At 68.1% G+C, this 25952-nt stretch carries 28 protein-coding genes; 12 read left to right on the top strand and 16 right to left on the bottom strand.

Annotation, left to right across the window (positions count from 1 at the left end; genetic code table 11):
- Positions 1-111 precede the first annotated feature (111 nt).
- The gene (locus tag A5727_RS12715; protein WP_068249542.1) at positions 112-1077 is read left to right on the top strand and encodes an NADPH:quinone oxidoreductase family protein; all 966 of its coding nucleotides are present in this window, start codon (positions 112-114) and stop codon (positions 1075-1077) included.
- A gap of 62 nt (positions 1078-1139) precedes the next feature.
- On the opposite strand, the gene A5727_RS12710 is transcribed toward A5727_RS12715, so the two are convergent.
- On the bottom strand, positions 1140-1784 hold the full coding sequence (locus tag A5727_RS12710) for a TetR/AcrR family transcriptional regulator (protein WP_231992059.1): 645 nt from the start codon (positions 1782-1784) through the stop codon (positions 1140-1142).
- A 79-nt stretch (positions 1785-1863) separates the two neighbouring features.
- Here A5727_RS12710 and A5727_RS12705 point away from each other — a divergent pair, with 79 nt between their 5' ends.
- Together A5727_RS12705 and A5727_RS12700 are read left to right on the top strand one after the other, a co-directional pair.
- Complete coding sequence (locus A5727_RS12705; RefSeq protein WP_068249540.1) at positions 1864-2175, top strand: DoxX-related protein; 312 nt, start codon at positions 1864-1866, stop codon at positions 2173-2175.
- A gap of 8 nt (positions 2176-2183) precedes the next feature.
- On the top strand, positions 2184-3482 hold the full coding sequence (locus tag A5727_RS12700; RefSeq protein ID WP_068249538.1) for a cytochrome P450: 1299 nt from the start codon (positions 2184-2186) through the stop codon (positions 3480-3482).
- Between the two features lie 14 nt (positions 3483-3496).
- Here the strand turns inward: A5727_RS12700 and A5727_RS12695 are convergent, their stop codons facing one another.
- Positions 3497-4420 (bottom strand): metal-dependent hydrolase, encoded by a 924-nt coding sequence (locus tag A5727_RS12695; protein ID WP_068249536.1) that lies wholly within the window; start codon positions 4418-4420, stop codon positions 3497-3499.
- 136 nt (positions 4421-4556) lie between these two features.
- Here A5727_RS12695 and A5727_RS12690 point away from each other — a divergent pair, with 136 nt between their 5' ends.
- A complete protein-coding gene (locus A5727_RS12690; protein WP_068249559.1) occupies positions 4557-5423 on the top strand; it encodes an NYN domain-containing protein in 867 nt (288 codons plus the stop codon).
- Between the two features lie 18 nt (positions 5424-5441).
- On the opposite strand, the gene A5727_RS12685 is transcribed toward A5727_RS12690, so the two are convergent.
- Positions 5442-6410, bottom strand: coding sequence for a TIGR03617 family F420-dependent LLM class oxidoreductase (locus A5727_RS12685; protein WP_068249557.1), 969 nt, complete (start codon positions 6408-6410; stop codon positions 5442-5444).
- Between the two features lie 41 nt (positions 6411-6451).
- Between A5727_RS12685 and A5727_RS12680 the strand changes: the two genes are divergently transcribed.
- Positions 6452-7795 carry a flavin monoamine oxidase family protein gene (locus A5727_RS12680; RefSeq protein WP_231992058.1) on the top strand — a complete coding sequence of 448 codons (1344 nt, stop codon included), beginning with the start codon at positions 6452-6454 and terminating at the stop codon, positions 7793-7795.
- Here the strand turns inward: A5727_RS12680 and A5727_RS12675 are convergent.
- From A5727_RS12675 to A5727_RS12665, 3 genes are all read right to left on the bottom strand, one after another.
- Positions 7792-8706 (bottom strand): alpha/beta fold hydrolase, encoded by a 915-nt coding sequence (locus A5727_RS12675; RefSeq protein ID WP_068249532.1) that lies wholly within the window; start codon positions 8704-8706, stop codon positions 7792-7794. The two genes, A5727_RS12680 and A5727_RS12675, sit on opposite strands and share 4 nt — an antisense overlap.
- 96 nt (positions 8707-8802) lie before the next feature.
- The gene (locus A5727_RS12670) at positions 8803-9636 is read right to left on the bottom strand and encodes a glycoside hydrolase family 16 protein (protein WP_082949770.1); all 834 of its coding nucleotides are present in this window, start codon (positions 9634-9636) and stop codon (positions 8803-8805) included.
- Positions 9637-9711: 75 nt separating this feature from the next.
- Positions 9712-10929, bottom strand: coding sequence for a cytochrome P450 (locus tag A5727_RS12665; protein WP_068249528.1), 1218 nt, complete (start codon positions 10927-10929; stop codon positions 9712-9714).
- 167 nt (positions 10930-11096) lie between these two features.
- Here A5727_RS12665 and A5727_RS12660 point away from each other — a divergent pair, with 167 nt between their 5' ends.
- Positions 11097-11651, top strand: coding sequence for a TetR/AcrR family transcriptional regulator (locus A5727_RS12660; RefSeq protein WP_068249526.1), 555 nt, complete (start codon positions 11097-11099; stop codon positions 11649-11651).
- A gap of 19 nt (positions 11652-11670) precedes the next feature.
- Positions 11671-12060, top strand: a complete 390-nt coding sequence (locus tag A5727_RS12655; protein ID WP_068249524.1) for a DUF2237 family protein — start codon at positions 11671-11673, stop codon at positions 12058-12060.
- Here A5727_RS12655 and A5727_RS12650 read toward each other — a convergent pair.
- From A5727_RS12650 to A5727_RS12620, 8 genes are all read right to left on the bottom strand, one after another.
- Positions 12057-12635 carry a YdcF family protein gene (locus A5727_RS12650; protein WP_068249522.1) on the bottom strand — a complete coding sequence of 193 codons (579 nt, stop codon included), beginning with the start codon at positions 12633-12635 and terminating at the stop codon, positions 12057-12059. The genes A5727_RS12655 and A5727_RS12650 overlap by 4 nt on opposite strands.
- A 44-nt stretch (positions 12636-12679) precedes the next feature.
- Entirely contained in the window at positions 12680-13087 is a 408-nt protein-coding gene (locus A5727_RS12645; RefSeq protein ID WP_068249520.1) for a hypothetical protein, read from the bottom strand.
- Positions 13088-13119: 32 nt separating this feature from the next.
- Entirely contained in the window at positions 13120-13725 is a 606-nt protein-coding gene (locus A5727_RS12640) for a hypothetical protein (protein ID WP_234812772.1), read from the bottom strand.
- Positions 13726-13802: 77 nt separating this feature from the next.
- The gene (locus A5727_RS28375; RefSeq protein WP_264016589.1) at positions 13803-13934 is read right to left on the bottom strand and encodes a hypothetical protein; all 132 of its coding nucleotides are present in this window, start codon (positions 13932-13934) and stop codon (positions 13803-13805) included.
- Between the two features lie 15 nt (positions 13935-13949).
- Positions 13950-14756: a CbbQ/NirQ/NorQ/GpvN family protein gene (locus tag A5727_RS12635; RefSeq protein ID WP_068249516.1), complete on the bottom strand. Its 807-nt coding sequence runs from the start codon at positions 14754-14756 to the stop codon at positions 13950-13952.
- 22 nt (positions 14757-14778) lie between these two features.
- On the bottom strand, positions 14779-16308 hold the full coding sequence (locus A5727_RS12630) for a nitric oxide reductase activation protein NorD (RefSeq protein WP_068249513.1): 1530 nt from the start codon (positions 16306-16308) through the stop codon (positions 14779-14781).
- A 171-nt stretch (positions 16309-16479) separates the two neighbouring features.
- Positions 16480-17172: a hypothetical protein gene (locus tag A5727_RS12625; protein WP_502687678.1), complete on the bottom strand. Its 693-nt coding sequence runs from the start codon at positions 17170-17172 to the stop codon at positions 16480-16482.
- Positions 17173-17325: 153 nt separating this feature from the next.
- Positions 17326-17931 carry a TetR/AcrR family transcriptional regulator gene (locus A5727_RS12620; RefSeq protein WP_068249509.1) on the bottom strand — a complete coding sequence of 202 codons (606 nt, stop codon included), beginning with the start codon at positions 17929-17931 and terminating at the stop codon, positions 17326-17328.
- 136 nt (positions 17932-18067) lie between these two features.
- Here A5727_RS12620 and A5727_RS12615 point away from each other — a divergent pair, with 136 nt between their 5' ends.
- Positions 18068-18868 carry an enoyl-CoA hydratase/isomerase family protein gene (locus A5727_RS12615; RefSeq protein ID WP_068249507.1) on the top strand — a complete coding sequence of 267 codons (801 nt, stop codon included), beginning with the start codon at positions 18068-18070 and terminating at the stop codon, positions 18866-18868.
- Positions 18869-18880: 12 nt separating this feature from the next.
- Here A5727_RS12615 and A5727_RS12610 read toward each other — a convergent pair whose 3' ends face one another.
- Positions 18881-19843, bottom strand: coding sequence for an oxygenase MpaB family protein (locus A5727_RS12610; protein WP_068249505.1), 963 nt, complete (start codon positions 19841-19843; stop codon positions 18881-18883).
- Between the two features lie 118 nt (positions 19844-19961).
- Here A5727_RS12610 and A5727_RS12605 point away from each other — a divergent pair, with 118 nt between their 5' ends.
- The 4 genes from A5727_RS12605 to A5727_RS12590 all read left to right on the top strand — a co-directional run bounded on the left by A5727_RS12605 (position 19962) and on the right by A5727_RS12590 (position 24507).
- A complete protein-coding gene (locus A5727_RS12605; RefSeq protein ID WP_068249503.1) occupies positions 19962-20528 on the top strand; it encodes a TetR/AcrR family transcriptional regulator in 567 nt (188 codons plus the stop codon).
- Between the two features lie 195 nt (positions 20529-20723).
- Positions 20724-21917, top strand: coding sequence for an acyl-CoA dehydrogenase family protein (locus A5727_RS12600; protein WP_068249556.1), 1194 nt, complete (start codon positions 20724-20726; stop codon positions 21915-21917).
- Entirely contained in the window at positions 21917-23377 is a 1461-nt protein-coding gene (locus tag A5727_RS12595; RefSeq protein WP_068249501.1) for an aldehyde dehydrogenase family protein, read from the top strand. The genes A5727_RS12600 and A5727_RS12595 overlap by 1 nt, the downstream gene beginning before the upstream one ends.
- A complete protein-coding gene (locus tag A5727_RS12590) occupies positions 23374-24507 on the top strand; it encodes a CaiB/BaiF CoA transferase family protein (protein ID WP_068249499.1) in 1134 nt (377 codons plus the stop codon). The genes A5727_RS12595 and A5727_RS12590 overlap by 4 nt, the downstream gene beginning before the upstream one ends.
- Here A5727_RS12590 and A5727_RS12585 read toward each other — a convergent pair.
- Entirely contained in the window at positions 24422-25951 is a 1530-nt protein-coding gene (locus tag A5727_RS12585) for a PucR family transcriptional regulator (RefSeq protein WP_068249497.1), read from the bottom strand. The genes A5727_RS12590 and A5727_RS12585 overlap by 86 nt on opposite strands.
- Position 25952 lies beyond the last annotated feature (1 nt).

Raw genomic sequence — 25952 nt, 5'->3', positions numbered from 1 at the left:
ACACCGCCCCCCCCCCCCCCCCCCCCCCCCCCCCCCCCCCCCCCCCCCCCCGCCGCCCGCCCCCCCCCCCCCCCCCCCTAACCCCGCGCCGAAATCGCTAAGGTGGCGGGCATGCGCGCGGTTCAGATCACCAGGCTCGACGGTCCCGAGGCGATTGAGGTCAACGATGTCGCCGAACCCGCCGGCGACATCGTCATCGACGTCCACGCCGCGGGCGTGGCCTTCCCCGATGCGCTGCTGAGCCGCGGTCTCTACCAGTACAAACCCGATCTCCCGTTCACCCCGGGCGGAGAGGTCGCCGGCGTGGTGCGCAGCGCGCCCGACGGAGCGCACGTCAAGCCCGGTGATCGCGTGCTGGGGCTGACGATGATCACCGACGGCATGGCCGAGGTGGTGGCCCTGCCGGCCGACCGCGTCTTCGCACTGCCGGACAACATCTCCTTCGAAGCGGGCGCGGGCATTCTGTTCAACGACCTGACGGTGCATTTCGCGTTGCGCACCCGGGGCCGGCTGATGCCGGGTGAGACCGTTCTGGTGCACGGCGCCGCGGGCGGTATCGGCACCGCGACGCTGCGCCTGGCGCCCGCCCTCGGCGCGGCCCGCACGATCGCCGTGGTGTCGACCGAGGACAAGATCGAGGTGGCCACGGCGGCCGGGGCGTCCGATGTCGTACTCGCCGACGGGTTCAAGGACGCCGTCGCGGAACTGACCGGCGGCCGCGGGGTCGACATCGTGCTGGACCCCGTCGGCGGTGATCGGTTCACCGACTCGCTGCGGTCGCTGGCACCGGCGGGCCGACTGCTCGTCGTCGGCTTCACCGGCGGTGACATCCCGACGATCAAGGTGAATCGACTGCTGCTCAACAACGTCGACGCCGTCGGTGTCGGATGGGGTGCATGGGCGATGTCGCATCCGGGCTATCTGGCCGAGCAGTGGGATGAACTCTCGGCGCTGCTCGCATCGGGCAAAGTCGCCGCGCCCCAACCCCAGGTCTATCCCGCCGAACGTGCCGGAGAGGCGATCGCCGCCCTCGAGAACCGAAGCGCGCGTGGCAAAGTCGTCATCACGTTCCACTGAGCGCTTCCCATACCCGCGACCTCGCGGCCGCACTGGCGGCGCCCCGTCACCGAACGATCAGTTCAGCGCGAGATACCACGCAGCAGAGCATCAACGACTCCGAGATATCGCCCAGCCGTTTCTCCCGCGGATGCGGTGCCACTGAGCACCCGGTAGAGCGTCGCTCCGATCAACGCATCGGTGGCAGCGTCGATGTCGGCGTCCCCGCGGATCTGGCCCGCCGACACCCCGACGCGCAGGCGGTGCGATATGGCGTCGTGCATCGGACGAGTGAGTTCTTGGTAGAGGGTGTCGCGATCGCCCAGGTCTTCGGCAGCGGCAGCGGCGAGCGAGCGAATGAGTGCGATGTTCTCCGCGGACGAGGCGATCTCGGAGTACGCACGCATCCAGGTCGTCAGGTCTGCGATCGTGTCTCCGGTGTCGGGCAGCGTGAAGTCGGCCTGGTTGTAGGCCTGCATCACCGCCTCGGCCACCAAGGGAGCCTTCGACGGCCACCGCCGGTACACGGTCTGAACGGCCACTCCAGCAATCGCGGCGACCTTGTCCATGGCAACGGACCGATAGCCCGCTTCGACGAGAAGCGTGCGGGTGGCCTCCAGGATCGCCTCGTGCACGGCCGCGCTTCTCGGTCGCCCTCGACGGGATTGGCTCACATGAACAACGTAGAGGAAATGCTCGACATCACCCCTGTCCACGAGCGCCGGCATGTGTCACCATTAACGAGAAAATTTCTCTCGTAAATAGTGCGGTTGCTCAATCGCCTTGAGCAGAGCGGAGCGCTTAACGATGCACTTCCACACTGAGCGCTCGCGGCGGCGTCTGGGGCTGTCGGTCAGCGTGGTCGGTGTGGCGCACTTCGTGGCGCCGAGGTATTTCGACCCCATCAACCGGCTCGGCTTCCCCCGCCATGCCCGCACGTTCACCTACATCAACGGTGCGATCGAAACACTGATCGGACTCCTCATGGCGAACCCGCGCCGCCGTCGCCTGTCCACGGTCGTGTCCGCCTGCTACGTCGTCCATCTCGCGACTGCCATCCTCATCACCCAACAGAGGACCCTTCGCAGCCGCGGGCACGTCACCGCCGCGCACAGTTAGGACCCACGATGTCGATCGCACAGGCCCAGCGCAGGATTCACGATGCTCTCGACCCGGTGGCCAATGCCGTTCGAATGAACGTCGCCGCCGCCTTCCGGACGCGCCGGCGCGGTTATGACGGCTGGACGGGTGCGATCAACACCGACTACGACCCGCAGGATCCAATCACCGCCGCCGAACCCTTCGAGGCGTACCGCGCCCTCCATCGAGGCGGCCGCGTGCACTACAACCCGAGGCGTGCCACATTCATCATCAGCCGTCTCGACGATGTGCGAGCCGCATTACGCGACACCGATGAGGTCACGAGCGCTCAGGGCGTCACCCGGCTCAGGTTCTCTGCGCCGCTGGCGGTGCTCACCGACGGCGACGAGCACACCCGACTTCGCAAACAGGTCCAACCGGGATTCAGCAGGGGCGCCATGCAGTCCTGGCAGGAGATCACCGAGAGGCTGGCGGTGGAACTCGTCACCGACATCCTGAACGACCCCGGATGTGATGTCGTGCAACGGCTTGCGATACCGATGCCGATACGTCTGATCGCCCAGATCCTGGGTGTGCCAGACTCCGACGTCGACGACTTTCGCCGATGGTCGGAACGCGGCGTGGGAATCATGGAGTTGACGCCCACCCCTTCCGGTGTCGTCGACGCGGTCAAGTCGATGGCGGCCATGGTGTCGTTGCATCGTTACTTCAGAAGGCAGTTCGCGACGGGAGGACTCAAAGGATCCAACACGGTCCTTGGCCGGCTCATCGAGCACAACACCGACGGCGGACTCACCGACCAACAGCTCATGCTCATCGCCATCCACCTGCTGATCGCCGGCAACGAGACCACCACCAACCTGCTCGGCGGCATGTTCGACACGCTCGCCCGTCACCCCGACCAGTACGACCTCATTCGCGCACATCCCGATCTGATTCCTCTCGCCGTGGAGGAGCAGCTGCGGATCACCACGCCGATCCAGAACCTCTACCGCTACACCCGAGCCGACTATCGCGTCGGTGACGTCACCATCCCCGTCGGATCCCGCGTGCTGCTGTCCTTCGGCGCAGCCAACCGTGATCCCTCCGCATTCGAGGATCCCGACGAGTACCGGGCCGACCGTGACCCGCGCAAGCACATAGCCTTCGGCTACGGTGCCCATATGTGCCTGGGGGCACCGCTGGCCCGCATGGAAGCCCAGGCAGTACTGCGCCAACTCGTCACCCGCGTCAGCCGAATCACCCCCGCTGGCCCGGCACGATGGTCGAGCCACAGCTCCCTACGTGGACCGACCCACCTGCCGCTCCGCCTCACGACCGCCTGAGAGCGGCGGTGTGCTCATGTTCGGTTGGGACCCGCCCCCGCGAACCGCGTCATGTCGGTGCCGCGCTCGTATTCAGCCATCCACACCGCGGCCCACTCGGGTAGCGGTTGGTCCGCCGGATCGTGATTCGGCATCTGCGACAACGCCAGTCGCCACACCATGCGCGCCAGGTCGCGGGTGGGCACGGCGTTGAACAACGTGGGGACCTGCGTCCGAGGTGCACGTCGCGCCCAGGGGCCACGGCGGGTGAACTCATCGACCAACAGCGCGGGACTCATCAGGTCGGCGGCCGAGACCACACGCTGCTCGACCGGCACCACGGCGTCGACGGTCGCCCCGATGGCAGCCGCGACTTCGCCGATGTGCCGGAACGTCTCGCGCACCTGCCGCACGCGATACCACCTGTCCGGGCTCAACGCGCGCGACAGCATCAGCCCGGAACTGCGATGCTCGATCTCCTCGACGAAGTGCCACATCATCAACGATGCGACCCGCTCGTCGGATCCGGCGAACAGTGAGTCACGGTTGTCCAGAACGAGTTTGAACAACGGCGTGAAGGTGGCTTCGAGGTTGGCGATGTAGGCCGCGTGGAACTCGGCCGGGCGGGTGGCGACGAGTTCGTCGAATGCCGCGGTCGCGTCGTCGTAGGCGCGCTGCAGTCCGGGATACGCAGCGATCAGGGCGTCCATGTGCTTGCGGTGCGCGGCGGCATGTTGGCCCTCCTGACGCAGGAAGGCGTCGGCCTCAGCCGCCACGGCGGGATCGGTGAACGTCGCCTGCGTGGGTTTGAGGGCCTTGATGATGTAGTGCTCGAACGGCACCGCGATGAACGTGAAGACCGTGCAGAACATGCCGAAGGCCGGGTTGTTCGGCTGCCACAGGAACGGCACGCCTCCGTCGAAGTCCCAGCGGATCCTGCGGATCACCAGATCTGTCACGTGAGTCGCACCTCCGTGTGCCGGGCCCCTCGGCTCAGGCCACTGTGACAGCGCAGCGACGTCATGTAAAGCGTTCGGTGCAGCCTGGCCCGCCGATCGGCCGCCTGACGCGTTCCCCATGGCCGACACTGGGGTGATGACGGAGACAGGCGAGTCACGCGTCGCGGTGTACCTCGATTTCGACAACATCGTGATCTCGAGGTACGACCAGGTCAACGGCCGCAACTCGTTCCAGCGCGACAAGGCCAAACCGCCGCCGGATGCCGCGGACCGGCTCACCCGCGCGACCGTCGACGTGGGTGCGATCATCGACTTCGCGGCCTCCTTCGGGACCCTGGTGCTCACCCGCGCCTACGCCGACTGGTCCGCCGACATCAACGCCGACTACCGCGGCCAACTGGTCGGCCGGGCCGTCGACCTGGTGCAGCTGTTCCCCGCGGCGGCGTACGGCAAGAACGGCGCCGACATCCGGCTCGCCGTCGATGCGGTCGAGGATATGTTCCGGCTGCCCGACCTCACCCACGTGGTGATCGTGGCCGGCGACTCCGACTACATCCCGCTGGCGCAGCGCTGTAAACGGTTGGGCCGCTTCGTGGTCGGCATCGGCATGGCGGGATCGTCGAGCCGCATGCTGGCCGCGGCGTGCGACGAGTTCGTCATCTACGACGCCCTGCCCAGCGTTCCGGCGTTCGTGCCCGCCCCCACCGAGGACGCCGCACCGCCAAAACGGCGGGGCAGGACCGCGGCCCGCGCCGAACCCGATGCCCCCGACGCGCAGGCCGAGGCCACCGGCCTGCTGACCCGCGCCATCCGCATCGGCATGGACAAGGACGACACCGACTGGCTGCACAACTCGACGGTCAAGGCGCAGATGAAGCGCATGGACCCGTCGTTCAGCGAGAAGTCGCTGGGGTTCCGGTCGTTCAGCGATTTCCTGCGCTCACGGTCGGACTTGGTCGAACTCGACGAGAGTTCGACCACCCGGATGGTGCGTCTGCGCTGACCGGGCCGGCGGCAGAGGTCACCGCAGCGCGTCGATGATCTCGCCGATCTGCTGAACCGACAACGCGCCACCGGAGTAGATGCACACGGTGTCGGCCACCCCGTCGACCCGGTCCTTGATGTGCGCGGCGATGTCGGCCGGACTGCCCACGGCCGCGATGGTGCCCAGCACGTCGTCGTCGATCAGGTCCCCCATCTCCTGCCAGCGGCCCTGCTTGCTCAACGCGTGCAGTTCGGGCTGCAGATCGCCCCACCCGTGCGCGTCCAGGACCGGCCGGTAGGCCGGCGTCGACCCGTAGAACGCCAACAGGCGGCGAGTCCCCGAGTGGTCCTCGCCCGGCGACACGATGATCTCGGGCACCACCGTGAACTGGTCGGGTCGCCGTCCCGAGGCCGCGACGCCCTCGCGCACCGCCGGCATGGTGTGTTCGTGCAGGAAGCGCTTGGTCCCGAACGGCATCACCAGCAGTCCGTCGGCGTGTTCGGCCGTCGCCCGTGTCAGCCGGGGACCAAGGGCGCCAACATAAATCGGTGGAGGGCCATACGGCAGGCTCGGCGGGCTGAAGTTCGGGGTCATCAGCGTGTGCGAGTAGAAGTCACCGCGGAAGGTCAGCCGCTCACCCGTCGACCAGGTGTGGAAGATCGCCCGCAGCGCCTCGATCAACTCCGTCATCCGCGCCACCGGACGGTCGAACTCGGCCCCGAACCGCTTCTCGATCTGGGTCCGGATCTGGGTCCCCAACCCGAGCACGAACCGCCCACCGGACAGCTGCTGATGGTCGACCGCCTGGTGTGCGAGGTGAATCGGATTGCGCGGGAAAGCGATCGCGACGTTGGTCATCAGGTCCAACCCGCCCACCGTGCTGGCCAGCGTCAGCGGCGCGAACACGTCGTGCGGACCCTCGAACGTGAAGACACCCGCGGCGCCGGCCTCCTTGAGCGCGCGGGTGCGCTCGATCGCGTCAACGGGACCGGACAACGCTGTCAAGATCTTCACGGGCCGCAGCCTAATGCGCTTGACTGGACCCCGTGCGTGCGCAGACAGATGTCGTGGTGATCGGTGCCGGATTCGCGGGGTTGACCGCCGCGCGGGAACTCAATCGGCGGGGCCTTGGGGTCCTGGTGCTCGAGGGACGCGACCGGGTCGGCGGCCGGTCGTACACCGGTGCGGTGGCGGGCCTGCCGGTCGACCTCGGCGCCACCTTCGTGGGACCCACCCAAGACGCGGTGCTGGCGCTCGCGGCCGAACTCGGCTGCCCCACCACGCCGACGTTCTGCGACGGGAAGAACCTGATCAACTGGCGCGGCAGCGTGCGGTCGTACTCGGGAACCGTCCCCGCGCTGTCGATCGGTGGACTGCTCAACATCGCGCGCGTGCGCTGGCAGTTCACCCGCGCGGCCCGCGGAGTCCCCGTGGACAGGCCGGGCGCGGCCCTGCACGCACACGAACTCGACTCGATGTCGCTGCAGGATTGGCTCACGAAAAAGCGCGCATCCTCGACGACGCTGGACCTGATGGCGATCATGTCGCGGGTCACCTGGGGTGCGGAACCCTCCGAGGTGTCCATGCTGCACGCGGCGCGCTATGTCGCGGCCGCGGGCGGACTGGACCGCCTGCTCGACGTGGCCAATGGCGCGCAGCAGGACCGGTTCGCCGCCGGAACCCAGTCGATCGCGCTGCGGATGGCTGAGGAACTCGGGGATGCCGTGGTGCTGGGCGCCGCGGTTTACGGTGTCGAGCACACCGACGACGGGGCGACGGTGCATTCCGCGGCGGGATCGGTGAGCGCGCGGGCCGTCGTGATCGCGGTGCCTCCACAGCACCGCGCCGCCATCGAGTTCAGCCCCGCGCTGCCGGACGGGCACGCCGAACTGCCGTCGCGCTGGCCGCAGGGCAGACTCAGCAAGGCCTACGCGGCGTATGAGACGCCGTTCTGGCGCGCCGACGGCTGCTCTGGTGAGGCGTTGTCGGACACCGGGCCGGTGTTCATCACGTTCGATGTCAGTCCCCGCAGCGACGGACCGGGCATCCTGTTGGGATTCGTCGACCCCCGCGAGTTCGACACGCAGCCACCCGAGCAGCGCCGGGAACACGCCCTGCGCGGCTTCGCGGCGCTCTTCGGCGACGCCGCGCTTCATCCCATCGACTATCTCGACTTCAGTTGGGGCACAGAACCGTTCTCACCGGGTGGCCCGACCGCCGCGGTGCCACCCGGCTCGTGGACCACTGTGGGCCGGGTGCTGCGGGAGCCGGTCGGCTCACTGTTCTGGGCCGGCACCGAGACCGCCGACGCCTGGACGGGGTTCCTCGACGGCGCGGTCCGCTCGGGACTGCGTGCGGCCGACGAGGTCGAAGGCGCGCTGACCGGTTAGCCGCGCACCGAGTCGACCAGCGACCGCAGTCGGCTGTTGACCGCCTCGGGATGTTCGAGGATGCCGCAGTGCCCGCCGGGCAGTTCGACGAAGTCGACGAGGTTGGGCACCACGTCGGCGATCCGGCGCTGCGCGGCAATCGGCAGCAGGCGGTCATGCGTGCTGCCGATGACCAGAGTGGGCACCGTCAGCCCGTCGAGTGGGATGTGCCGCTTCTCGACCGAATCCATCAGCATTCGCGCGCAGCCCCCGCGGCCCGCGGGCGGCGTGGTGGCGAAGAGTTCGTAGACGAAATCAGTGATCGCCGGGTCCGCATCCCGACCGACCGCCAGCCGCGCGACGACGCCGCGGCTCGGGCCCTTCACCGCACGCAGCGCAGGGATCCCGCCGAAGTTGCGGATGACCTGGGTGGCGACGACGGCCCGCGGGTTGGCCAGGCGCGGGGTCAGCGCGAGGAACTTCACCTGCCGGACGAGTTCACCCGTGGTGGTGTTGATCAGGGCCACCGCGTCGGCGCGGTCGGCCACCTTGTGCCGGTACCGCTCAGACCACGCCTCGATGGCGATGCCGCCCATCGAGTGCCCCGCGATCACGGCGCGCTCACCGGGCGCCAGCGTCGCCTCCAGAACCGCGTCGAGGTCGGCGGCCAGGTGATTGAGGCTGTAGTGCCCCCGCGGCGGGACACCGCTGCGCCCGTGCCCGCGGTGGTCGAACGCGATGACCCGGTGATCCCGGGCCAGGTCGTTGATCTGTTCCCGCCAGACCCGAATGGCGCACGTGATGCCGTGCGCCAGCACGACGGGATAACCGTCCTCCGGTCCGAACACCTCGGTGTGCAGTCGGGTGCCGTCGGCGCCCCGGACGATGACCGGTCGACTGGGGGGAAGCTCGATTGCGGTTCGTGTGCTCAACGGGACCCTCCTGCGCCGCGGCTCCTTTGCCGTATCTGCCCGAGCATAACCCCTGTGATGACCAAACTGGTACGCCCACCTCGGCTAAGTGGCGACTCAGAAGACCCGAACGTAATCGACCAGCATTTGCGCAGGATAGGAGCCTCCGGCCGGATCCCCACCGCCGGAACCCGCGACCGCGACGTTGAGCACCGGTACGAAGGTGTAGCCGGGATTGTTGAACGGCCACGGATCCATGGAGAACGCGGGCACCTGGAAGTACGGCTCCATGCCCGGAACGTAGTCCTTCCAGAAGTAGATGCCGTTCTGGTCCCACGTGGCGCGCCAGGTGTGCCAGTTACCGTCGACGGCCATCGGCTGGGTGACGTGCGAGGTGCCGTCCAGCAGGGAGTGCACCGTGGTGCCCGACGGCCACTCACCGTTGCCGTACCACTCCATGAGGTCGATCTCGCCACCGTCGACCGGGTTGTCGTTGAGAATCCACCACGCCGGCCAGCAGCCCGCGGTCAGACACTCGAGCTTGATGCGGGCTTCCCAGGTGCTGCCGATGCCCACCGGCTGCGTGCCGACGATCTTGGCGCCGAAGTACTTGTCGCCCTCCTTGGTGGCGCGGATGACGAGGTTGCCCCTGCCGTCGAGGAACAGGTTCTCCCGGCTGTCGCGGTATTCGCCCATGTTCTCGGGGCGATCCCAGAACACCGGGTTCTTGATCCGCTCGCGGGCCGGCATCACACGCCACTTGGCGTAATCGACGCTCGATCCCGCCGGACCGTCGAACTCGTCGGCGAACAGCATGCCGGTCTGGGCCTGGGCCCGCGGCCCCGGCGCCGGGGCGTCCGGTTGCAGCGGTTCGGCCAACGCCGTGGGAAGGGGAAGGGCGGCGGCGGCAACACCGAGACCCGCCATCATCATCAAACTCCGGCGATCCATCTGAGGCACAGCCAGACCTTAAGGCACGGAATGCCAGAATCGCCGACCACCCGGGCGGCATCGCGCGCCGGACGCTCAGTCCTGCACCCTGAGCCGCAGCCCCTCGAGGCGCCGCACCAGGACGCTGGGCACCCAGTCCCCCACCTCGTCGGCCTCGATCCAGCTGGTGCCGGCCAACAGCTCACCGAGCACGATCCTGGCCTCCAGCCGGGCCAGCGCCGCCCCGACACAGAAGTGCGCGCCCTTGCCGAAGGTGATGTGCCCCTTGGCCGAGGCGCGGTCGAGTCGAAAGTCGTTCGGCGCGTCGAACTGCCGTGCGTCCCGGTTGGCCGCTCCCCACATCAGCAACAGTCGCGAGCCCGCCGGCAGGTCCACTCCGGCCAGTGCGGTGTCGTGACGCACGTGCCGGTAGTGCCCTCGAAACGGCGCCTCGTACCGCAGCGCCTCCTCGACGAAGGCGCCCAGCAGATTCGGGTCGTCACGCAGTTGCCGCTGCACGGCGGGTCGCGTCGCCAGAATCCATGCCGCGCTGCCCAACAGCGAGGCGGTCGACTCCCCCGCGGCGCTGAACAGCGTGATCATCATGGTCAGCGCCGTCATCTCCTCGATTTCCCCACCGGCACAACGGCTGGCGAGGTCGCCGATCAATCCCGGTGTCGGCGCGTCGGCGGCGGCGTGGAAATGCTCGAGCACGTAACCGGACAGCTCCATGGCGGCCATCCCGGCGCTCTCCATGTGTTCGGCGGTTCCGATACCGTCGAGCAGACTGGCCGCGCGGTAACCGAGGTCGACCAGTTTGTCGACGTCGTCCTCGGGAAGCCCCAGCAGGCGAGTGACGACCATCATCGGCAGTCGGTTCGCCACGCCGCCCATCCAGTCGATCGTGCCGTCGGACAAGCCGTCCGCGATCAGCTGGCGCGCCGTCCGCTGCGCGTACTCACTGATGACCTGCACACGTTTGGCCGACAGGTGCGGCAGCAGAATCCTGCGGTGCACCGCATGAACCGGGTCATCGGCGGTGGCGAGGGCATGGATCGGCCCATCGAGTTCGCCCATGGGAAACGGGGTCACCTCCCCGCCGTCACCGAACACCATCACGGCGGTGAGGTTGGACGAGAAGTCATCGACCCGGGTGATGGCCTCCACGACGGCATCCCAGGAGCACACGGCGTAGAAGCCGGAGTCACCGATGCGGTGCAGGGGCGCCTCGGCGCGCATCTGGTCGAACAGCGGGTAGGGATCGCGCACACCGGCAGCGCCGAAGAGCGTCATCGGGTCGTCGAGAACCGGCATGCAACGAGGCTGCTGCCGCAGCCCCGACAACGTCAATGACCAGCGGCGAAGTCGACAGGCGGAGCACGCCGCCGCGCAGCGGGGTCCGTCTCACCCGGGGGCGCCGACCTGCGGAGCAGGGTGAGAGAAAGCTCGCTATTCCTCTCATGATGAGAGATTCTGTATCGATGTCACGCAACGACTGGCTGGTCGGTGGGGATCGGTCCGACGCGGCGGCCGAGCGGATCTACGCCGGTGCCGCGGACCTGATCGCGCGCCACGGCTACGACGCCTTCACCATCGACGCGCTGGCCGCCGCGGTGCACTGTTCGCCGGCGACCATCTATCGGCACACCGGCGGCAAGACCGCGATCCGTGAGGCCGTCGTCGCGCGTCAGGCGCTGATGGTGGTCGCGGAGGTGCGCACGGCGATCGAGGGACTGACCGGCGCCGAGCGGGTGGTGACGGCCACGGTCGTGGCGCTGCAGCGCATACGGTCAGATCCCCTGCGGCGCATCATGCGGACGATGCAGCCGGGATCGGACTGGTTGACCACGTCCCCGATGGTCACGGCACTGGCGGCCGAGATGCTCGGACAGGACTCGCCCGACCCGTTGGACACCCAGATGCTCATCCGGGTGTTCCTGGCGCTGTGGTCCTGGCCGGTCAAGGATCCCGCGCAGGAGCGCGCCCTCGTGGAACGCCTGTTGGGTCCCGCGTTCGAACCCCGCCCGAATCCCTGAGGGCTGCGATACTCGACGAATGCCTGACCGCAATGTGCTGGGCGGCCCGCTGCAGGAGTGCGGTACCGACCCACTGACGGGGTTCTACCGGGACGGCTGTTGCTCGAGTGGGCCCGAGGATGTCGGACTGCACACCATCTGCGCGGTGGTCACCGCCGAGTTCCTGGCGCACCAGCGCGCGATCGGCAACGACCTGACCACGCCGATGCCCGCCTACCGCTTTCCCGGCCTCGTTCCGGGGGACCGCTGGTGCGTGACCGCCGCCAACTGGCTGCGCGCCCACGAGGACGGGTGCGCCGCGCCGGTGGTGCTGGCGTGCACGCACGAGCGGACGCTGGACGTCGTGCCGTTGGAGGTGCTGCGTGAGCACGCCGTCGACGTGCCCGACGATGCCGGCTCGCTGGGTTAACCGAAGTTGGTGAAGGGGCTGACGGCATCGCGGGCGAACTGCACGATGTTGACCATCGGGTTGCCGTCCGGGTAGCTGACCGTCGCGAGCAGATGGCCGCCCGCGTCGACGAAGTTGCTGTCGGCCCGGCCCTGGTGGGTGGACGAGGTCACCAGAATGATTCCCGTGGTGCCGGCGTTCTTGGCCAGCGGCACCGAGAACGCGGCGTTCTGGACGGTGCTGTTCGCCTTGGGTTCGACGATCACCCGTCGGTTCGGAAACCCAAGGGAGACCAGCATTCTGCGCATCTGCTCGGCTTCGGTGATGCCGCTGCGCGGGTTGCCGCCCGTGACGATGACGGGCGACTGCGGGAAGAACTGGGCGACCGCCAGGCCGGTCAGCACGCGGCGCCGCAGGATGGTCTGCATGGTGCCGTCCGGATTGAGTCCGTAGCCCAGGATCACGATGGCCGGCTTGGTGAAATCCTTGGCCACCGGCGTCGGGGCCGCGGCCGCGGCCACCGGGGCGATCTGGCCCAGGACTGTCGCCACCGCGACCGCCACTGCCGCGACCGCACACCTGCATCGACTGCGCATGTCGGTGTAGTCGTTGCGGAAGTGTCAATTGTTACCGACGGGACTCACCCACCCGCGGCCTGACGCGCCTCACGCTCCTCGTGGATGCGGACGAGTTCGCGGAATCCGAGGCGGTGGTACTTGGGGATGGGCTGGATGCCCCATTCGTCCTGCGCGGTGTCCTTGCCCTCGGCGCCTTCGGGGGGACCTAGCGGCGGATACGGGTACTTGCACTCCAGGTCGTCGTCGGAGTACCGGACCTTGAGCAGTTCACTGCAGATCTCGGTGAGGCTCAACGTCGGGTAGCCGTAGTACACCGCCATGAACGGCAGAGTGAAGGCTCCTTCGATGACCAGCGCGACCAGGCACACCAGCACGGCCCGCTTGATCCACTTGTGCATGCGCGCGTAGTACGGCGTGGTGCCGGGCGGCAGGTCGGCGGCCGCGTCCTGGTCTGCGATGGGTGACGGCATGCTCACAGTTGTCTCCTCGTTCTCCGTGCGAGTCAGTCGGTGAAGATTTCGCGGTTGACCGTGTGCAGATACGGGATCGCGAGGAACGGCGTGATGTAGAAGATGTCGTACAGCCACCACCCGATGACGGGGAAGACCACACCGGCGTAACGGATGTCGGCGAACATCGTCATGTTGGTGATGTAGGCGACCCAGATGACGACGCCCATCCAGCACGTGACCACCATCCACTGGTGGCCCCACCGCTTCATCTGCAGGAAACCGATCGCCGCAGCGACACGCATCGCGAACACCGTGAAGATCAACCCGACGACGTAGGACTTCTCACCCGGCGCGGCCGAACCGCCGACCCAGAGTTCGTTGTAATGCCAGAAGTAGCCAGCGTCGAACATGTTGCCCCACCCGATCATCAGGACTCGGTTGATCAGGGTGTGGTTGGCCACCAGGTCCAGTGCCCAGCCCAGGCTGTTGAGCATTCCGTCGATCAGCACCAGATAGCCGATCAGCGTGACGATCATGGGGCGCACGGACAGGCCGGACTTCAGCGCCTGCCGCTGCAGCCAGACGCCGCGCATGAAGATCGGGAACCCGATCAGGCCCGGGGCCCACATGCCCATCAGCGCCGCGCCGGTGATCATCCACTTGTCGGCCCTGCGCTGCGCGAGCCGGGATTCGTCGTGATGATCCTCGAGGCTGCCGGCCTGCGCCGGGGCACTCACAGGTCCCACCATCCCCTGGTGAACGACATGTACAGCTGGATGAGGAACATCGTCAGCAGATAGCCGTAGATGACGATCTGGAAGACGATCAGCGCCCTCTTGCGCTTGCGCTCCTTCTGGTCGACCATGTCCCGAACTCCTCCCTAGTGTGGCCGCGCGCCCGCGGCGTCGGCTCCGAGCAGGCTTGCGGCGGCGACCTCGCGAAGGCCGTCGGTGATGGCCCCGTCGCTGCTCAGCGGCGCCAGGATGCAGGCGTGCGCCGCCTCCAATTCGGTTGCGCCCGCGCTGATCAGCTGCGCGGCCGTGACGAGCACGCGCGTCGACGGGGGTTCGAAGTGGAAGGCGCGGTCGGCCGTGCGGATCGCGGTGGCGCACCGCACCAGACGCTGGGCGGTGGCCAGCTCGACACCCGACTCCGAGACCACCACCTGCGCCTCGCGGTCGGCAGGCAGGTAGGTCATCGGCAGCGTGACGAACCGCTGCCGGAACGAGGGTTTGAGCTCCTTCAGCGAGCTGCGGTAGGCCGGGTTGTACGAGCACACCAGCATGAATTCGGTTGGCGCGTGGACGACTTCGTCGGCCCGGTCCAGGTACAGCGCGCGCCGGTGGTCGGTCAGGGAGTGCAGGATCGCCAGCGAGTCGTGACGGGCCTCCACCACCTCGTCGAGGTAGCAGATGGCACCGGATTTCACCGCTCGGGTCAGCGGTCCGTCGGTCCAGATGACGTCGCCGCCGGTCACCATGAAGCGCCCGACCAGATCCGAGCTCGTGAGGTCGTCGTGGCAGCTGACGGTCACCACAGGCCGCCCCAGCAGTGAGCCCATGTGCTCGACGAAACGTGTCTTCCCGCACCCCGTCGGGCCCGTGAGCATCACCGGGAGGTTGCGCTGATACGCCTGCTCGAACAGGCTGACCTCGGCGCCGCTGGCGAAGTAGTTCTCGGACGTCATCGACTCCTCCTGTGCTCGCGGGTCACGCGCTGACCAGTTCGCGGTGCACGTGGGCCAGAACCCGCGGCAGTTCCTCGACCCGCCGAATCCGTTGTGAGCGGCGCGATCCGAAGACCTCCGGCAGCGGGTCGACACGGGCTGGACCGACCCCGACGTAGTAGACCGAGACGCCCGCCTCGTTGGCCTCCTCCACCGCGTGCGCGGTGTCGGCCCACGCGTAGCGGCCCTCATAACCCTCGTCCGAGATCATCCCGTCGCCAATGGCGATGATCAGTCTTCGCTCGGCGGGCTGTGCGAGCAGTCGGCTGGTCAGATGGCGGATGGGCGCGCCGAGCCGGGTGTAGCCGCCGGTGGACAGCCCGAGCCCGCTGGGAGGGACGAAACCGGGATCGGCGAAGTCCTTGAGGCAGCGCACCTCCACCCGATGCCGGGTGTTGCCGGTGAACACGAAGATGCCGTGCCTCTCTCGGGCCCGGGTCATCGCCTGCGACAGCGCGTCCGCGCACGCCAACTCCAACCGGAACACCCGCCCGCCGTGTACGCCGAGCGACGAACTGCCGTCGAGCAGCAGTGCGGTGCTCACGTCGCGGCAGGCCGGGAGCAGATCGCGGAACACTCGAGGCTCTCCTGCCTCCCCGGTGCGCAGGTCGATGTAGTGCCGCACGTACTGGTCGACGTCAAGGTCCGCGCCGTCCTCGAGGCGGTTGGTCATCGCCCGGTGCGTGTGCTCCTCGAACCACTTCCGCAGATCCGCTGGCGTGGTCTGCGATTCACCGACGTGCGCATCGCGCGCCAGTTCGAGCACCGCGACGTGGTCGGGCAGGAAGCGCTGGGTCCAGGCATTCCATTCCGGATACGGGATGCCGGGCCGATGCTCGGGCGTGGAGTCCATGTCGTTGTCCTGCGGCCGGCTCGGCGGCGGCAGGTTGGGGTTGCGCACTCCCCCGTCACCGCCGACCGGCACCGAATACGGGCGCGGCATCCGCTTCTGCGCCGTGGTCCACGGCATCCGGCCGAACTGTCGTCGCAGCCGGTCGGTGAGTCCGCCGGATGCCGTGTAGGCCAACGGAAGCCGACCCAGAAGCGGATCGGTGAGGGCGGGCCGCCCGGCCGCCGCCCAGGCGATCGCCCGCGCCAGCATCTCCTCGGCATCCATGTCGGCGTCGAGGATCTCCACGGCGGGCAGCAGGCGGCGGAACTCGCCGAGCAGGCCGGGCCAGCAGACCGCCGCCCATCCGATCGCGACGCCGGCCTCCACCAGGGTCAGCGCCGAGAGTTCTCGTGCGCTCAACTCCCCCAGCCGGTAGCCGACGATGCGCTCCTTCGACGGCGAACACTGCAAAGCCACGGCGCAGGTCACGTCCCGTCGGGACCACGTCCGCGCCAACGGGTAGGGGACGTGCACGAACGTCAGCGCACTGTTGAGGCCGAAGGCGCGGCGGTCTCCGGTGACCAGTCTCGCGCCCTCCCTGCGGTTTCCGCTCAGCGCAACCGCGGTCAGGGCGCAGGCGCGCTCAAGGTCGGCGGCATGTCCGGCAGCGGCGTCGGCCATCGGCTCAGAAGGTGCCGATGTTGGAGAACATCCAGTACCAGAACCAGATGATCAGCCCGGTGCCGCCCCAGGCTCCCACGTAGCGCAGCAGTTCCCAGAGCATGTCCATGACCTGTTCCTCCCCGTCGTCGACGCGCTGCTCTTTGTAGTCGAGTCACTGATTGAAGTCAATCAATCGGTGAAGATCTCGCGGTTCACGGTGTGCAGATACGGGATCGCGAGGAACGGCGTGATGTAGAAGATGTCGTAGAGCCACCACCCGATCACCGGGAAGACCACACCGGCGTAGCGGACGTCGGCGAACATCGTCATGTTGAACACGTAGCCGACCCAGATGATCACACCCATCCAGCAGGTGACGATCATCCACTGGTGGCCCCACCGCTTCATCTGCAGAAAACCGATTCCCGCGGCGATGCGCATCGTGAAGACCGTGAGGATCAGGGCCACCTCCCAGGACTTCTCGCCCGGCCCGGCCGCACCGCCGACCCACAGCTCGTTGTAGTGCCAGAAGTAGCCGGCGTCGAACATGTTTCCCCAGCCGTTCAACAGAACTCGGGCCAGCAGCGTGTGGTTGCCGACGAGGTCCAGCGCCCAGCCCACGGTGTTGATCGCGGCGTCGATGATCACCAGATACCCCAGCAGCGTGACCATCATCGGCCGCACCGAGAGTCCCTCTCGCTGCGCCCGTCGCAGCAGCTGAACGCCGCGCAGGAAGATGGGCAGCCCGAAGATGCCCAACGCGGCCGTACCGATCAGCAGTGAGCCCGAGATCAACCACCTGTCCGCCTGACGCTGCGCCCGGCGCGACAGCTCGTGGTGATCCTCGAGCGACACCTCGGCCGTCCCGCCGTTGCGCCGCAGCCCGAAAGTCGGCACGTTCACGACTCACTCCTCCCACTCGGGAGTCATCGTGACTGACTTTAGTCACCGACGCAATGGAACGCGTGAGTTCGACGCCACGGTCGTTGCACGCGCCATCGCACAGTCCTGGTGTCGAACTGGGCGCGTGCTGGGCTAGGAGCGGGCCTCGATGCTGCGCAGGGTGCGCGCGACGTACTCGTCGAGCAGGGCGTCGCGGGTGGGCCAGTCGCTCGTGGTGATCATCAGCGCATAGAAGCCCAGCAGGTAGAACACCGCGCTGTTGAGTGGATTGACCTCGGCATCCACCTCACCGCGCTGTTGGGCACGTTCGATCTCGTGGGCGACCGACACCACCAGAGGATGGTCCTGTCCATCTTCGGCGGGTGGTCGTGACTGCGAGAAGTGCAGTGCCAGAAAGTCTTTGAACAGCAGAGCCCCGAGTCGGGACTCCAGCGCGAGCACCACCCGCACCGCCTCGCGCAGCGCACCCAGCAGATCGTGCGGCTTGGCGACATACTGCTCGAACTGCCTGGTGATGCGTTCCTCCTCGCGACGCTCGAGTTCGAACAGCACGTGTTCCTTGGTGGGAAAGTGGAAGAAGAACGTGCCGTGCGCGACGCCGGCGGCCGCGACGATGGTGCTCACCTCGGCCGCGGCCATGCCTGATCGCTTGAACTCCGCGATGGCCGCGCCCAGCAGGCGCTCCCTGGTCTGCAGCCTCTTGGCCTCGCGCGCCGACAGCCCGTCCGCCACCGCCATGTCTCTCCTTCGCCTCAATCCGACCACGACACTAGCCCCTGGCCCGGCGAGCTGACTGCGGTCAGCGCAGATCCGCCCGCCGCCGGGGCACCGCCATCCCCTACCGTGAGCAGGGTCCGATGCGAAGGAGCCACCCGTGAGTTTCGACGACTATGAGCAGCTGACACTGACCCGCCGCGACAACGGCGTTCTGCTGATCACCCTCGACCGCCCGGAGAAGTACAACGCGGCCGACGAACAGATGCACACCGAGCTGGCCCGGATCTGGCGTGACGTGGCGGCCGACCCGGAGACCCGCGTCGCGGTCATCACCGGTGCGGGCAAGGCCTTCTCGGCGGGCGGCGACCTCGCGATGGTCGAACGCATGGCCGGCGACTATGACCGCGTCTCGCACATGCTCTCGGAGATGAGCGATCTGGTCTACAACATCATCAACTGCGACAAGCCGATCGTGTCGGCCATCAACGGTGTCGCGGTCGGAGCGGGCACGGTGGCGGCCCTGCTCGCCGACGTCGCGATCGCCGCCGAGGATGCCCGCATCGGTGATGGTCACGTCAAACTCGGGGTGGCCGCGGGTGATCACGCCGCGATCATCTGGCCACTGCTGATCGGTATGGCCAAGGCCCGCTACTACCTGCTCACCGGCGAGATGATCACCGGCGCCGAGGCTGAGCGCATCGGCCTGGTCGCCAAGGCCCTGCCCCGCGACCAGGTCCTCGACGAGGCCCTGCGCGTGGCCGACGCCCTGGCCACGGGAGCACAGCAGGCCATCAGGCTGACCAAACGCAGCCTCAACAACTGGTTGCGCACCGCCGGACCGACTTTCGAGCAGTCCGCGGCCTACGAGATGCTGACGTTCCTGGGGCCCGACGTCGTGGAGGGGTACACCGCGCTGCGTGAGAAGCGCGCGCCCCGGTTCCCCTCCGCACAGGGTTGAGGGGAACCCGGGTCAGCCACCCGAAGGCAGGTTGTAGGCGAAGGACTTCTCCTGCCGCTTGGCCATCTTCTGCAGGCACTGGTGGTGCTTGCGGGCGTGGTAGGCCAGCGGGAAGTAGGTGAACCGGTCGGGCAGCACCCGGTACGCCCCCCGAATCGTCGCGTAGATGCGGTGAAGCTGACGCTCTTCGGCGTCGCTCCAGCTGACCCCGAGCTTGGCTCGCAGACGCGGGTCGAGCAGGCCCACGATGGACAGGTAGTTGAACCGCAGCATCGGGCGCAGTCCCAGCTTCGCGACGGGGTGCAGCGGCTTGGGCACCGACGACAGCAGATCCACCTCACCGGTGATCATCTCCTCGACCAGTCGCAGTGCCTGCGGCGTGCCCTGCAACCGGTCGATCATGGCCTCGTAGTAGTCATCCATCTCCGCACGCGTCGTGGGGTAATCGCGCATCGGCACGTGAAGCAGGTTCGCCAGCCGGCGGTTGTCACGCAGCAGTTCGTCCTTCTCGGCGTCGGAGAAGTCGCGGCCGATCAGCAGACGACCTCCCCGCGCGGTGACGATGTAGCCCGTCGCGATGACCCACTGGTAGGCCTCGGGGTTGAGCGCACTGATCTGCTTGCCGGTCTCAGCGCTCTTCATGGTGATCGGTTTGTGCAGGTTCCGCACCCGGTCCCCCTCTGCCAGCGCCTCGGTGCCCCCGTACGTCCAGCGCAGCACGGAGTCGATCGAGCGGATCGCGCGCCCGCCCGCATCGCCGTGGAAGGCCGCCGAATAGCGCCCGGTGATCTCGGCGATCACGGGGTGCATGGCCTGCATCATGAACGCGGCGCCGTCGACGATCAGAAACGTCCACCGACCCGTGTGCTCGGCGGTCAGGGAGTCCAGCGGCACCAGTTCCCGTGGACCGGCGTCGTACTCGTCGGACACAGCCCCGAGTTCGGGGGTGGCGGTGCGGTCCGGGGTGGTGGTCATGCAGCGACGCTAATGTGACCCTAAGGTCGCATTCAAGTCGCATTAGGAGACCCCGATGCCCATCGATAAAGCCAGGTCAACGCGTCGAAAGGCGCCGAAGCAGGAACGCTCCCGCGAGATGGTCGCGAAAATCGTGTCGACCACGGCACTGTTGATGCACACCACGGGCCCCGACGAGATCACCACCAACGCGATCGCCGAGAAGGCCGGCATCAGCAAGGGCTCGATCTACCAGTACTTCGCGAACAAGGAGGAGATCATCAACGCGGCCATCGAGCAGGTGGCCGCCCAGCAGGCGCCCGCGATCGAGGAGATGCTGCGCAAGATCACGATGGACGAACCGCGGACCGCGATGCAGTCCTCGATCGACATCCTCATCGACGTCACGATCGCCAACCGCAGACTGATCCGCTACCTCGCCGAACGGCCTGACCATGTGCGCACATTCGAGAACATCTCGGGACTCAACGCCACCCTGCTGGCCATGGCGACGCTGCACATGGGCCACTACCGCGATCACTACCGCCATGAACTGAGCCCGCGCGCCCTGGCCTGGCTGTTCTTCAACATGGCCGTCGCGACCACGATGCGCTACATCGAGAGCGACGATCCGATCGACCTCGACGAGCTGCGCAGCGGGCTCAAGTTCGCCTCGACCGGGCTGCTGGCGGGCGGACGATCCTGAGCGCATGCGCACTGGCCATAATGGACAATGGAACCATCCGAATTGTCCGGTCGGGACACCCGGTAGACCTGCCGGTGAACCTAGTCTGAGGCGATGACCGCGACACACTGACCGGCGGCCGCGCACTCCCCGCACGGTGCGCAGGCTGATCACCGAGGCTCCGCCGCCCTGCAGACAACCAACCAGGAGTTCATGATGAACCTCACCGCACCCCCGGCCAGGAAGACCACCTACGCGCCGTTGGAACTGTTCGACATCGACCGCCTCCTCGACCAGGACGAGCGCGACATCGCCAGCACCGTGCGGCAGTTCGTCGACACCCGGCTGCGGCCCAACGTCGAGGGCTGGTTCGAGTCGGCGACCCTGCCGCGCGAGCTCGCCAAGGAGTTCGGCAGCCTCGGAGTGCTGGGCATGCACCTGCAGGGCTACGGATGTGCCGGCACCAGCGCCGTCAGCTACGGTCTGGCCTGCCTGGAACTCGAGGCCGGTGACAGCGGGTTCCGCAGCTTCGTGTCGGTGCAGGGTTCGCTGTCGATGTTCTCGATCCACCGCTACGGCTCCGAGGAGCAGAAGAACGAATGGCTGCCGCGCCTGGCCGCGGGCGAGGCCATCGGCTGCTTCGGTCTGACCGAGCCCGACTTCGGCTCCAACCCCGCGGGGATGCGCACCCGTGCGAGGCGCGACGGGAGCGACTGGGTGCTCAACGGCACCAAGATGTGGATCACCAACGGCAACCTCGCCGACGTCGCGACCGTGTGGGCCCAGACCGACGAGGGCATCAGGGGCTTCCTTGTCCCCACCGACACACCGGGATTCACGGCCAACGAGATCCACCGCAAGCTCTCGCTGCGCGCCTCGGTGACCTCAGAACTGGTGCTCGACGACGTCCGACTGCCCGCGTCGGCACAGCTGCCGCTCGCCGAAGGCCTCGGCGCGCCGCTGTCCTGCCTCAACGAGGCCCGCTTCGGCATCGTCTTCGGCGCCATCGGCGCGGCCCGCGACAGCCTGGAGACCGCGATCGAGTACACCAAGTCCCGCGAGGTCTTCGACAAACCGCTGTCGAGTTATCAGCTGACCCAGGAGAAGCTGGCCAACATGACCCTCGAACTGGGCAAGGGCCTGTTGCTCGCGCTGCACCTGGGCCGGATCAAGGACGCCGAGGGTGTGCGCCCCGAACAGATCAGCCTGGGCAAGCTCAACAACGTCCGCGAAGCCATCGCGATCGCCCGCGAATGCCGAACCCTGTTGGGCGGCAGCGGGATCACGCTGGAGTACTCGCCGCTGCGGCACGCCAACAACCTCGAATCGGTGCTCACCTACGAGGGCACCTCCGAAATGCACCTGCTGTCCATCGGCAGGGCCCTGACCGGACAGGCGGCGTTCCGCTGATGACCACGAACATCCAGCACCTCGTCGGCGGCGCCTGGTTCGACGGCCGCGGCGACACCGTGCACAGCGTGAACCCGACGCGGCCAAGTCTTGTCGTCGCCGAGGGCGCGGCCGCCACCGTGTCCGACGTGGACGGTGCCGTGAAGGCCGCGGAAACGGCCTTGTCCGCGTGGGCCGCCACCCCGTTGCATCAGCGCGGGGCCGTACTCCTTGCGGCCGCCGACGTGGTCGACCGCAACGCGCAGGCCTGGGGCCTGGAACTGGCCACCGAAGAGGGCAAGACCAGGGCCGAGGGGGTCGGCGAAGTGCACCGCGCCGCCCAGATCCTGCGCTATTACGGCAACGAGGGTGACCGCCAGACCGGCGAGATCTACACCTCCCCGCGCGCCGGCGAGCAGATCCTGGTGACCCGCAGGCCCGTCGGCGTCGTCGGCATCATCACGCCGTTCAACTTCCCGATCGCGATTCCGGCCTGGAAGATCGCGCCGGCCCTGGTGTACGGCAACGCGGTGGTGTGGAAGCCCGCGAGCACGGTCCCCCTGCTGGCGCTGCGTCTGGCACAGGCCCTGACCGAGGCGGGTCTGCCGCCGGGCGTGCTCAACCTGCTGATCGGTGGATCGGACCTCGGGGACGCGATCGTGAGCCATCCCGGGATCGAGGCCCTGAGCTTCACCGGGTCGACCGCTGTGGGTCGTCGCATCGCGGCCGCCGCGGCATCGCGGGGCGTTCCCGCGCAGGCCGAGATGGGCGGCAAGAACGCCGCTGTCGTCCTCGATGACGCCGACTTCGACCTCGCGCTCGAGCAGGTGCTGCTGGGCGCGTTCCGCTCGACCGGCCAGAAGTGCACCGCCACTTCGCGTCTGGTGATCACCGAGGGCATCGCCGACGAATTCCTGGCCGCGTTGGTCGATCGGGCGCAAACACTGGTGGTCGGTGATCCCACCGATGACGCCACGCAGATGGGGCCCGTGGTGAGCGCCTCGGCGCACGCGTCCATCACCGCGGGCATCGACACCGCCGCCGCGCAGGGCGCGACGGTGCTGGCCGGCGGTGCGCCCTACACCGAGGGACTGCTGGGCGAGGGGTACTTCATCGCCCCGACCGTCGTCGAGATCGACGGTGCCCCCGCCGATGTCTGGACCGAGGAACTGTTCGGCCCCGTGGTGGCGGTCCGGCGCGCCGCGGATCCCGAGGAGGCCTTCCGGCTGGCCAACGACAGCGAGTTCGGGCTGTCGGCAGCGATTTTCACCCAGGACCTGACCAGGGCGCTGCAGGCGACCGACATCGTCGATGTGGGAGTGCTGCACGTGAACTCCGAATCGGCCGGCGCCGACCCCCACGTGCCGTTCGGCGGTGCCAAGAAGAGCGGACTGGGCCCCAAGGAACAGGGTCGTGCGGCGCGCGAATTCTTCACCCACACCACCACGGTCTACCTGCGCGGCGGAGCGCCCCGAGCATGACCGGTGGAGCACTCGACGGAGTCCTCGTCGTCGATTTCAGCCGTGTGCTGGCGGGGCCGTACGCGACGATGATGCTGGGCGACTTCGGCGCCGAGGTCATCAAGATCGAACGGCCCGGGGTCGGCGACGACACACGCCAGTGGGGTCCACCCTACGACTCCGAGGGCGTCGCCACGTATTTCAACTCCGTCAACCGGAACAAGCGTTCGGTCGTGCTGGATCTGACCGACCCGCGGGGCCGCGACGAGGCTCGTCGGCTGGTCGCGGGCGCCGACATCGTGGTGGAGAACTTCCGGCCGGGGACCATGGAGAAGCTCGGCCTGGGCTACGAGGACCTGCGCGAGCTCAAGCCCGACCTGATCTTCTGCTCCATCACGGGATTCGGCCGCGACAAGGGCTCCGCACTGCCCGGCTACGACCTGCTGGTGCAGGCTGTCGGCGGGTTGATGAGCGTGACGGGGACCGAACCCGGCGATCCGACCAAAGCCGGGGTGGCCCTGGTGGACGTGCTGGCCGGTCTGCATGCGCTCTCCGGAATCCTTGCGGCGCTGGCGCATCGGGATCGCACCGGGGAGGGCCAGCGGGTCGACACCAACCTGTTGGCGGTACTGCTGTCCTCGATGGTCAATCAGACCTCGGGGTACCTGGGCGCGGGGGCGGTGCCGGGCATCATGGGCAATCGGCATCCCAGCGTCGTGCCGTATCAGACGTTCGAGACCGCAGACCGTCCCATCGCCGTCGCGGTGGGCAACGACAAACAGTTCCGCGCCTTCACCGCGGCGCTGGATCTGCCCGAGCTCGCCGACGATCCCCGGTTCGTCACCAACCCGCAGCGCGTCGCGCACCGGGATGAGCTGTGCGCGCAGCTGCAGACCGCGCTGAAGGCCGAGGGGGCCGACCACTGGTACGACCTGTTCAGTTCCGTGGGCGTGCCGACCGGGCCGATCAACGATCTGGCCGAGGCGTTCGCGTTCGCCCAGCGTCTCGGCATCGAGGCGACGGTGTCCGTGCCCGACAGTCCCACTCCGCAGGTGGCCAACCCCATCAGCCTGTCGGCCACTCCGGTGACCTATCGCTGCGGCCCGCCGAAGCTGCGCGGCGACGCTCGGTCAGCAGTCGATCGGCCTTGACCGCCAGCCACAGCTGAGTGCGCATATCAGCGGACTCCAGATCGTCGCCCAGAAGTGCGGTGATCCGACGCAGCCGATTGCGCAGCGTGTGCCGGTGAACATCGAGGTCGGCGGCCGCGGCCTCGACCTGACCGTTGTGCCGCAGGAATGCGGTGAGCGTGGCGATCAGTTCCCGGTCGTCGCCCAGCGCCTGCAGGGGCTCGGCCAGCATCTGGAGTTCGGCCGCGCCGCGGCCACCCAACAGCGCGCCGAGCCCCCCGAGTCGGCCGAACTCGACCAGTCCTTCGCCGCCGCTGTGGGCCGCCAGTCGGGCCTGCTCGAGGCCGACCGCGACGTCGCGGATCCGCACGGGCGGACTCACTCCGGCCGCCACCTCGGACCCCAGAACGGTCAGCACCCCTTCGATGCGACGCCGGCTTCGGGCGGCGGGCAGCACCACCACGACGTCGTCGCCGATCGGCACCATCAGGTGCGGACCCGCGCCGAGCGCCTCCGAGACTCGGTGTTGCGCGGCCAGCACCGGACCGACGTCCGCGCACACCGCCACCACGACGTCGGAGCCGGGCTCGAACCCGAAGTGACGCAGCACCCCGTCGTCGACAATTCCTGAGCCACAGAGCATTTCGCGAGTCACCGCGACACGGAACATCTGCTCGGCGTCAACCATGCTGGCCGGCTTCTCGACGGCGATGGAGATCAGTGACACCGCGTGCGCGACGAGCAACCGGTCCGCGGTGGATGTCGGCCGCTCGGTGCGCACCGCGAGGTGGCCCCGCACGGGCCGGGCCGCCCGCAGCGCCTGGACGGTCACATAGGCGGACCCGTCGGCCAGAACCGATGCCGCGTGCTGTCGGGTCAGCTCAGTGTCGCCCAGCACCGCGGTGAGGCGGTCCTGATCGGCACCAGCGGCCGCCAGCACCGCGCCGTCGGTGTCGACCACCACGACCGTCGCCCCCAGGCAGTCCGCCAGGGCGTCGACGACCCCGGGAATGCCGCCGCCGAGGGTGGCGCGGGCCAGCACCTCCTGCTGGTCGACCACGCGTTGCACCGACCGCAGTTCGTCGGCCCGCAGCGCGTCGATGACCACCCTGGTGATCGCGATGAACGGCGTCTCCGCCGGCACCTCGAGCACCGGTAGACCCAGCGCGTCCCCCGCGGCCAGCACTCCCGGTGGCATCGCGGACAGCGTGGTGCCCGTGTCGACGGCAAGCGCCGCTGTCCCCGCAGCCGCCAGCCGCTGGACATAGGCGAACTGTGCCTCCTCGTCGGCGCCGATGTTGATGCCCGTCGTCATCACCAACTCGGCGCCCGACAGATAGGGAGTGGGGTCGGCCAATTCGATCGCGTGCGCCCACGAGATCTCCCGGTCGCCGCCCTGCGCGCCGGCGACCAGGGTCAGGCCGAGCCGCTCGACCGCGGCCAGCCCCCGCGCCGTGACAGCCATC

This window comes from Mycobacterium sp. ACS4331 (genome assembly GCF_001667265.1).
Classification (GTDB): domain Bacteria; phylum Actinomycetota; class Actinomycetes; order Mycobacteriales; family Mycobacteriaceae; genus Mycobacterium.
Note: the sequence above shows the minus strand (reverse complement) of the source record. Positions and strands in the feature narration are given on the sequence as shown.

Bases quoted from the DNA above. Each gene is read 5' to 3' on its own strand.
- A5727_RS12605 (WP_068249503.1), top strand. From the start codon at position 19,962: ATGGTCGCGAAAATCGTGTCGACCACGGCACTGTTGATGCACACCACG.
- A5727_RS12620 (WP_068249509.1), bottom strand. From the start codon at position 17,931: ATGGCGGTGGCGGACGGGCTGTCGGCGCGCGAGGCCAAGAGGCTGCAG.
- A5727_RS12715 (WP_068249542.1), top strand. From the start codon at position 112: ATGCGCGCGGTTCAGATCACCAGGCTCGACGGTCCCGAGGCGATTGAG.
- A5727_RS12595 (WP_068249501.1), top strand. From the start codon at position 21,917: ATGACCACGAACATCCAGCACCTCGTCGGCGGCGCCTGGTTCGACGGC.
- A5727_RS12650 (WP_068249522.1), bottom strand. From the start codon at position 12,635: ATGCGCAGTCGATGCAGGTGTGCGGTCGCGGCAGTGGCGGTCGCGGTG.
- A5727_RS12670 (WP_082949770.1), bottom strand. From the start codon at position 9,636: ATGGATCGCCGGAGTTTGATGATGATGGCGGGTCTCGGTGTTGCCGCC.
- A5727_RS12700 (WP_068249538.1), top strand. From the start codon at position 2,184: ATGTCGATCGCACAGGCCCAGCGCAGGATTCACGATGCTCTCGACCCG.
- A5727_RS12610 (WP_068249505.1), bottom strand. From the start codon at position 19,843: ATGACCACCACCCCGGACCGCACCGCCACCCCCGAACTCGGGGCTGTG.
- A5727_RS12660 (WP_068249526.1), top strand. From the start codon at position 11,097: ATGTCACGCAACGACTGGCTGGTCGGTGGGGATCGGTCCGACGCGGCG.
- A5727_RS12690 (WP_068249559.1), top strand. From the start codon at position 4,557: ATGACGGAGACAGGCGAGTCACGCGTCGCGGTGTACCTCGATTTCGAC.
- A5727_RS12655 (WP_068249524.1), top strand. From the start codon at position 11,671: ATGCCTGACCGCAATGTGCTGGGCGGCCCGCTGCAGGAGTGCGGTACC.
- A5727_RS12590 (WP_068249499.1), top strand. From the start codon at position 23,374: ATGACCGGTGGAGCACTCGACGGAGTCCTCGTCGTCGATTTCAGCCGT.
- A5727_RS12640 (WP_234812772.1), bottom strand. From the start codon at position 13,725: ATGATCACCGGCGCGGCGCTGATGGGCATGTGGGCCCCGGGCCTGATC.
- A5727_RS28375 (WP_264016589.1), bottom strand. From the start codon at position 13,934: ATGGTCGACCAGAAGGAGCGCAAGCGCAAGAGGGCGCTGATCGTCTTC.
- A5727_RS12600 (WP_068249556.1), top strand. From the start codon at position 20,724: ATGAACCTCACCGCACCCCCGGCCAGGAAGACCACCTACGCGCCGTTG.
- A5727_RS12585 (WP_068249497.1), bottom strand. From the start codon at position 25,951: ATGGCTGTCACGGCGCGGGGGCTGGCCGCGGTCGAGCGGCTCGGCCTG.
- A5727_RS12635 (WP_068249516.1), bottom strand. From the start codon at position 14,756: ATGACGTCCGAGAACTACTTCGCCAGCGGCGCCGAGGTCAGCCTGTTC.
- A5727_RS12645 (WP_068249520.1), bottom strand. From the start codon at position 13,087: ATGCCGTCACCCATCGCAGACCAGGACGCGGCCGCCGACCTGCCGCCC.
- A5727_RS12710 (WP_231992059.1), bottom strand. From the start codon at position 1,784: ATGCCGGCGCTCGTGGACAGGGGTGATGTCGAGCATTTCCTCTACGTT.
- A5727_RS12630 (WP_068249513.1), bottom strand. From the start codon at position 16,308: ATGGCCGACGCCGCTGCCGGACATGCCGCCGACCTTGAGCGCGCCTGC.
- A5727_RS12665 (WP_068249528.1), bottom strand. From the start codon at position 10,929: ATGCCGGTTCTCGACGACCCGATGACGCTCTTCGGCGCTGCCGGTGTG.
- A5727_RS12705 (WP_068249540.1), top strand. From the start codon at position 1,864: ATGCACTTCCACACTGAGCGCTCGCGGCGGCGTCTGGGGCTGTCGGTC.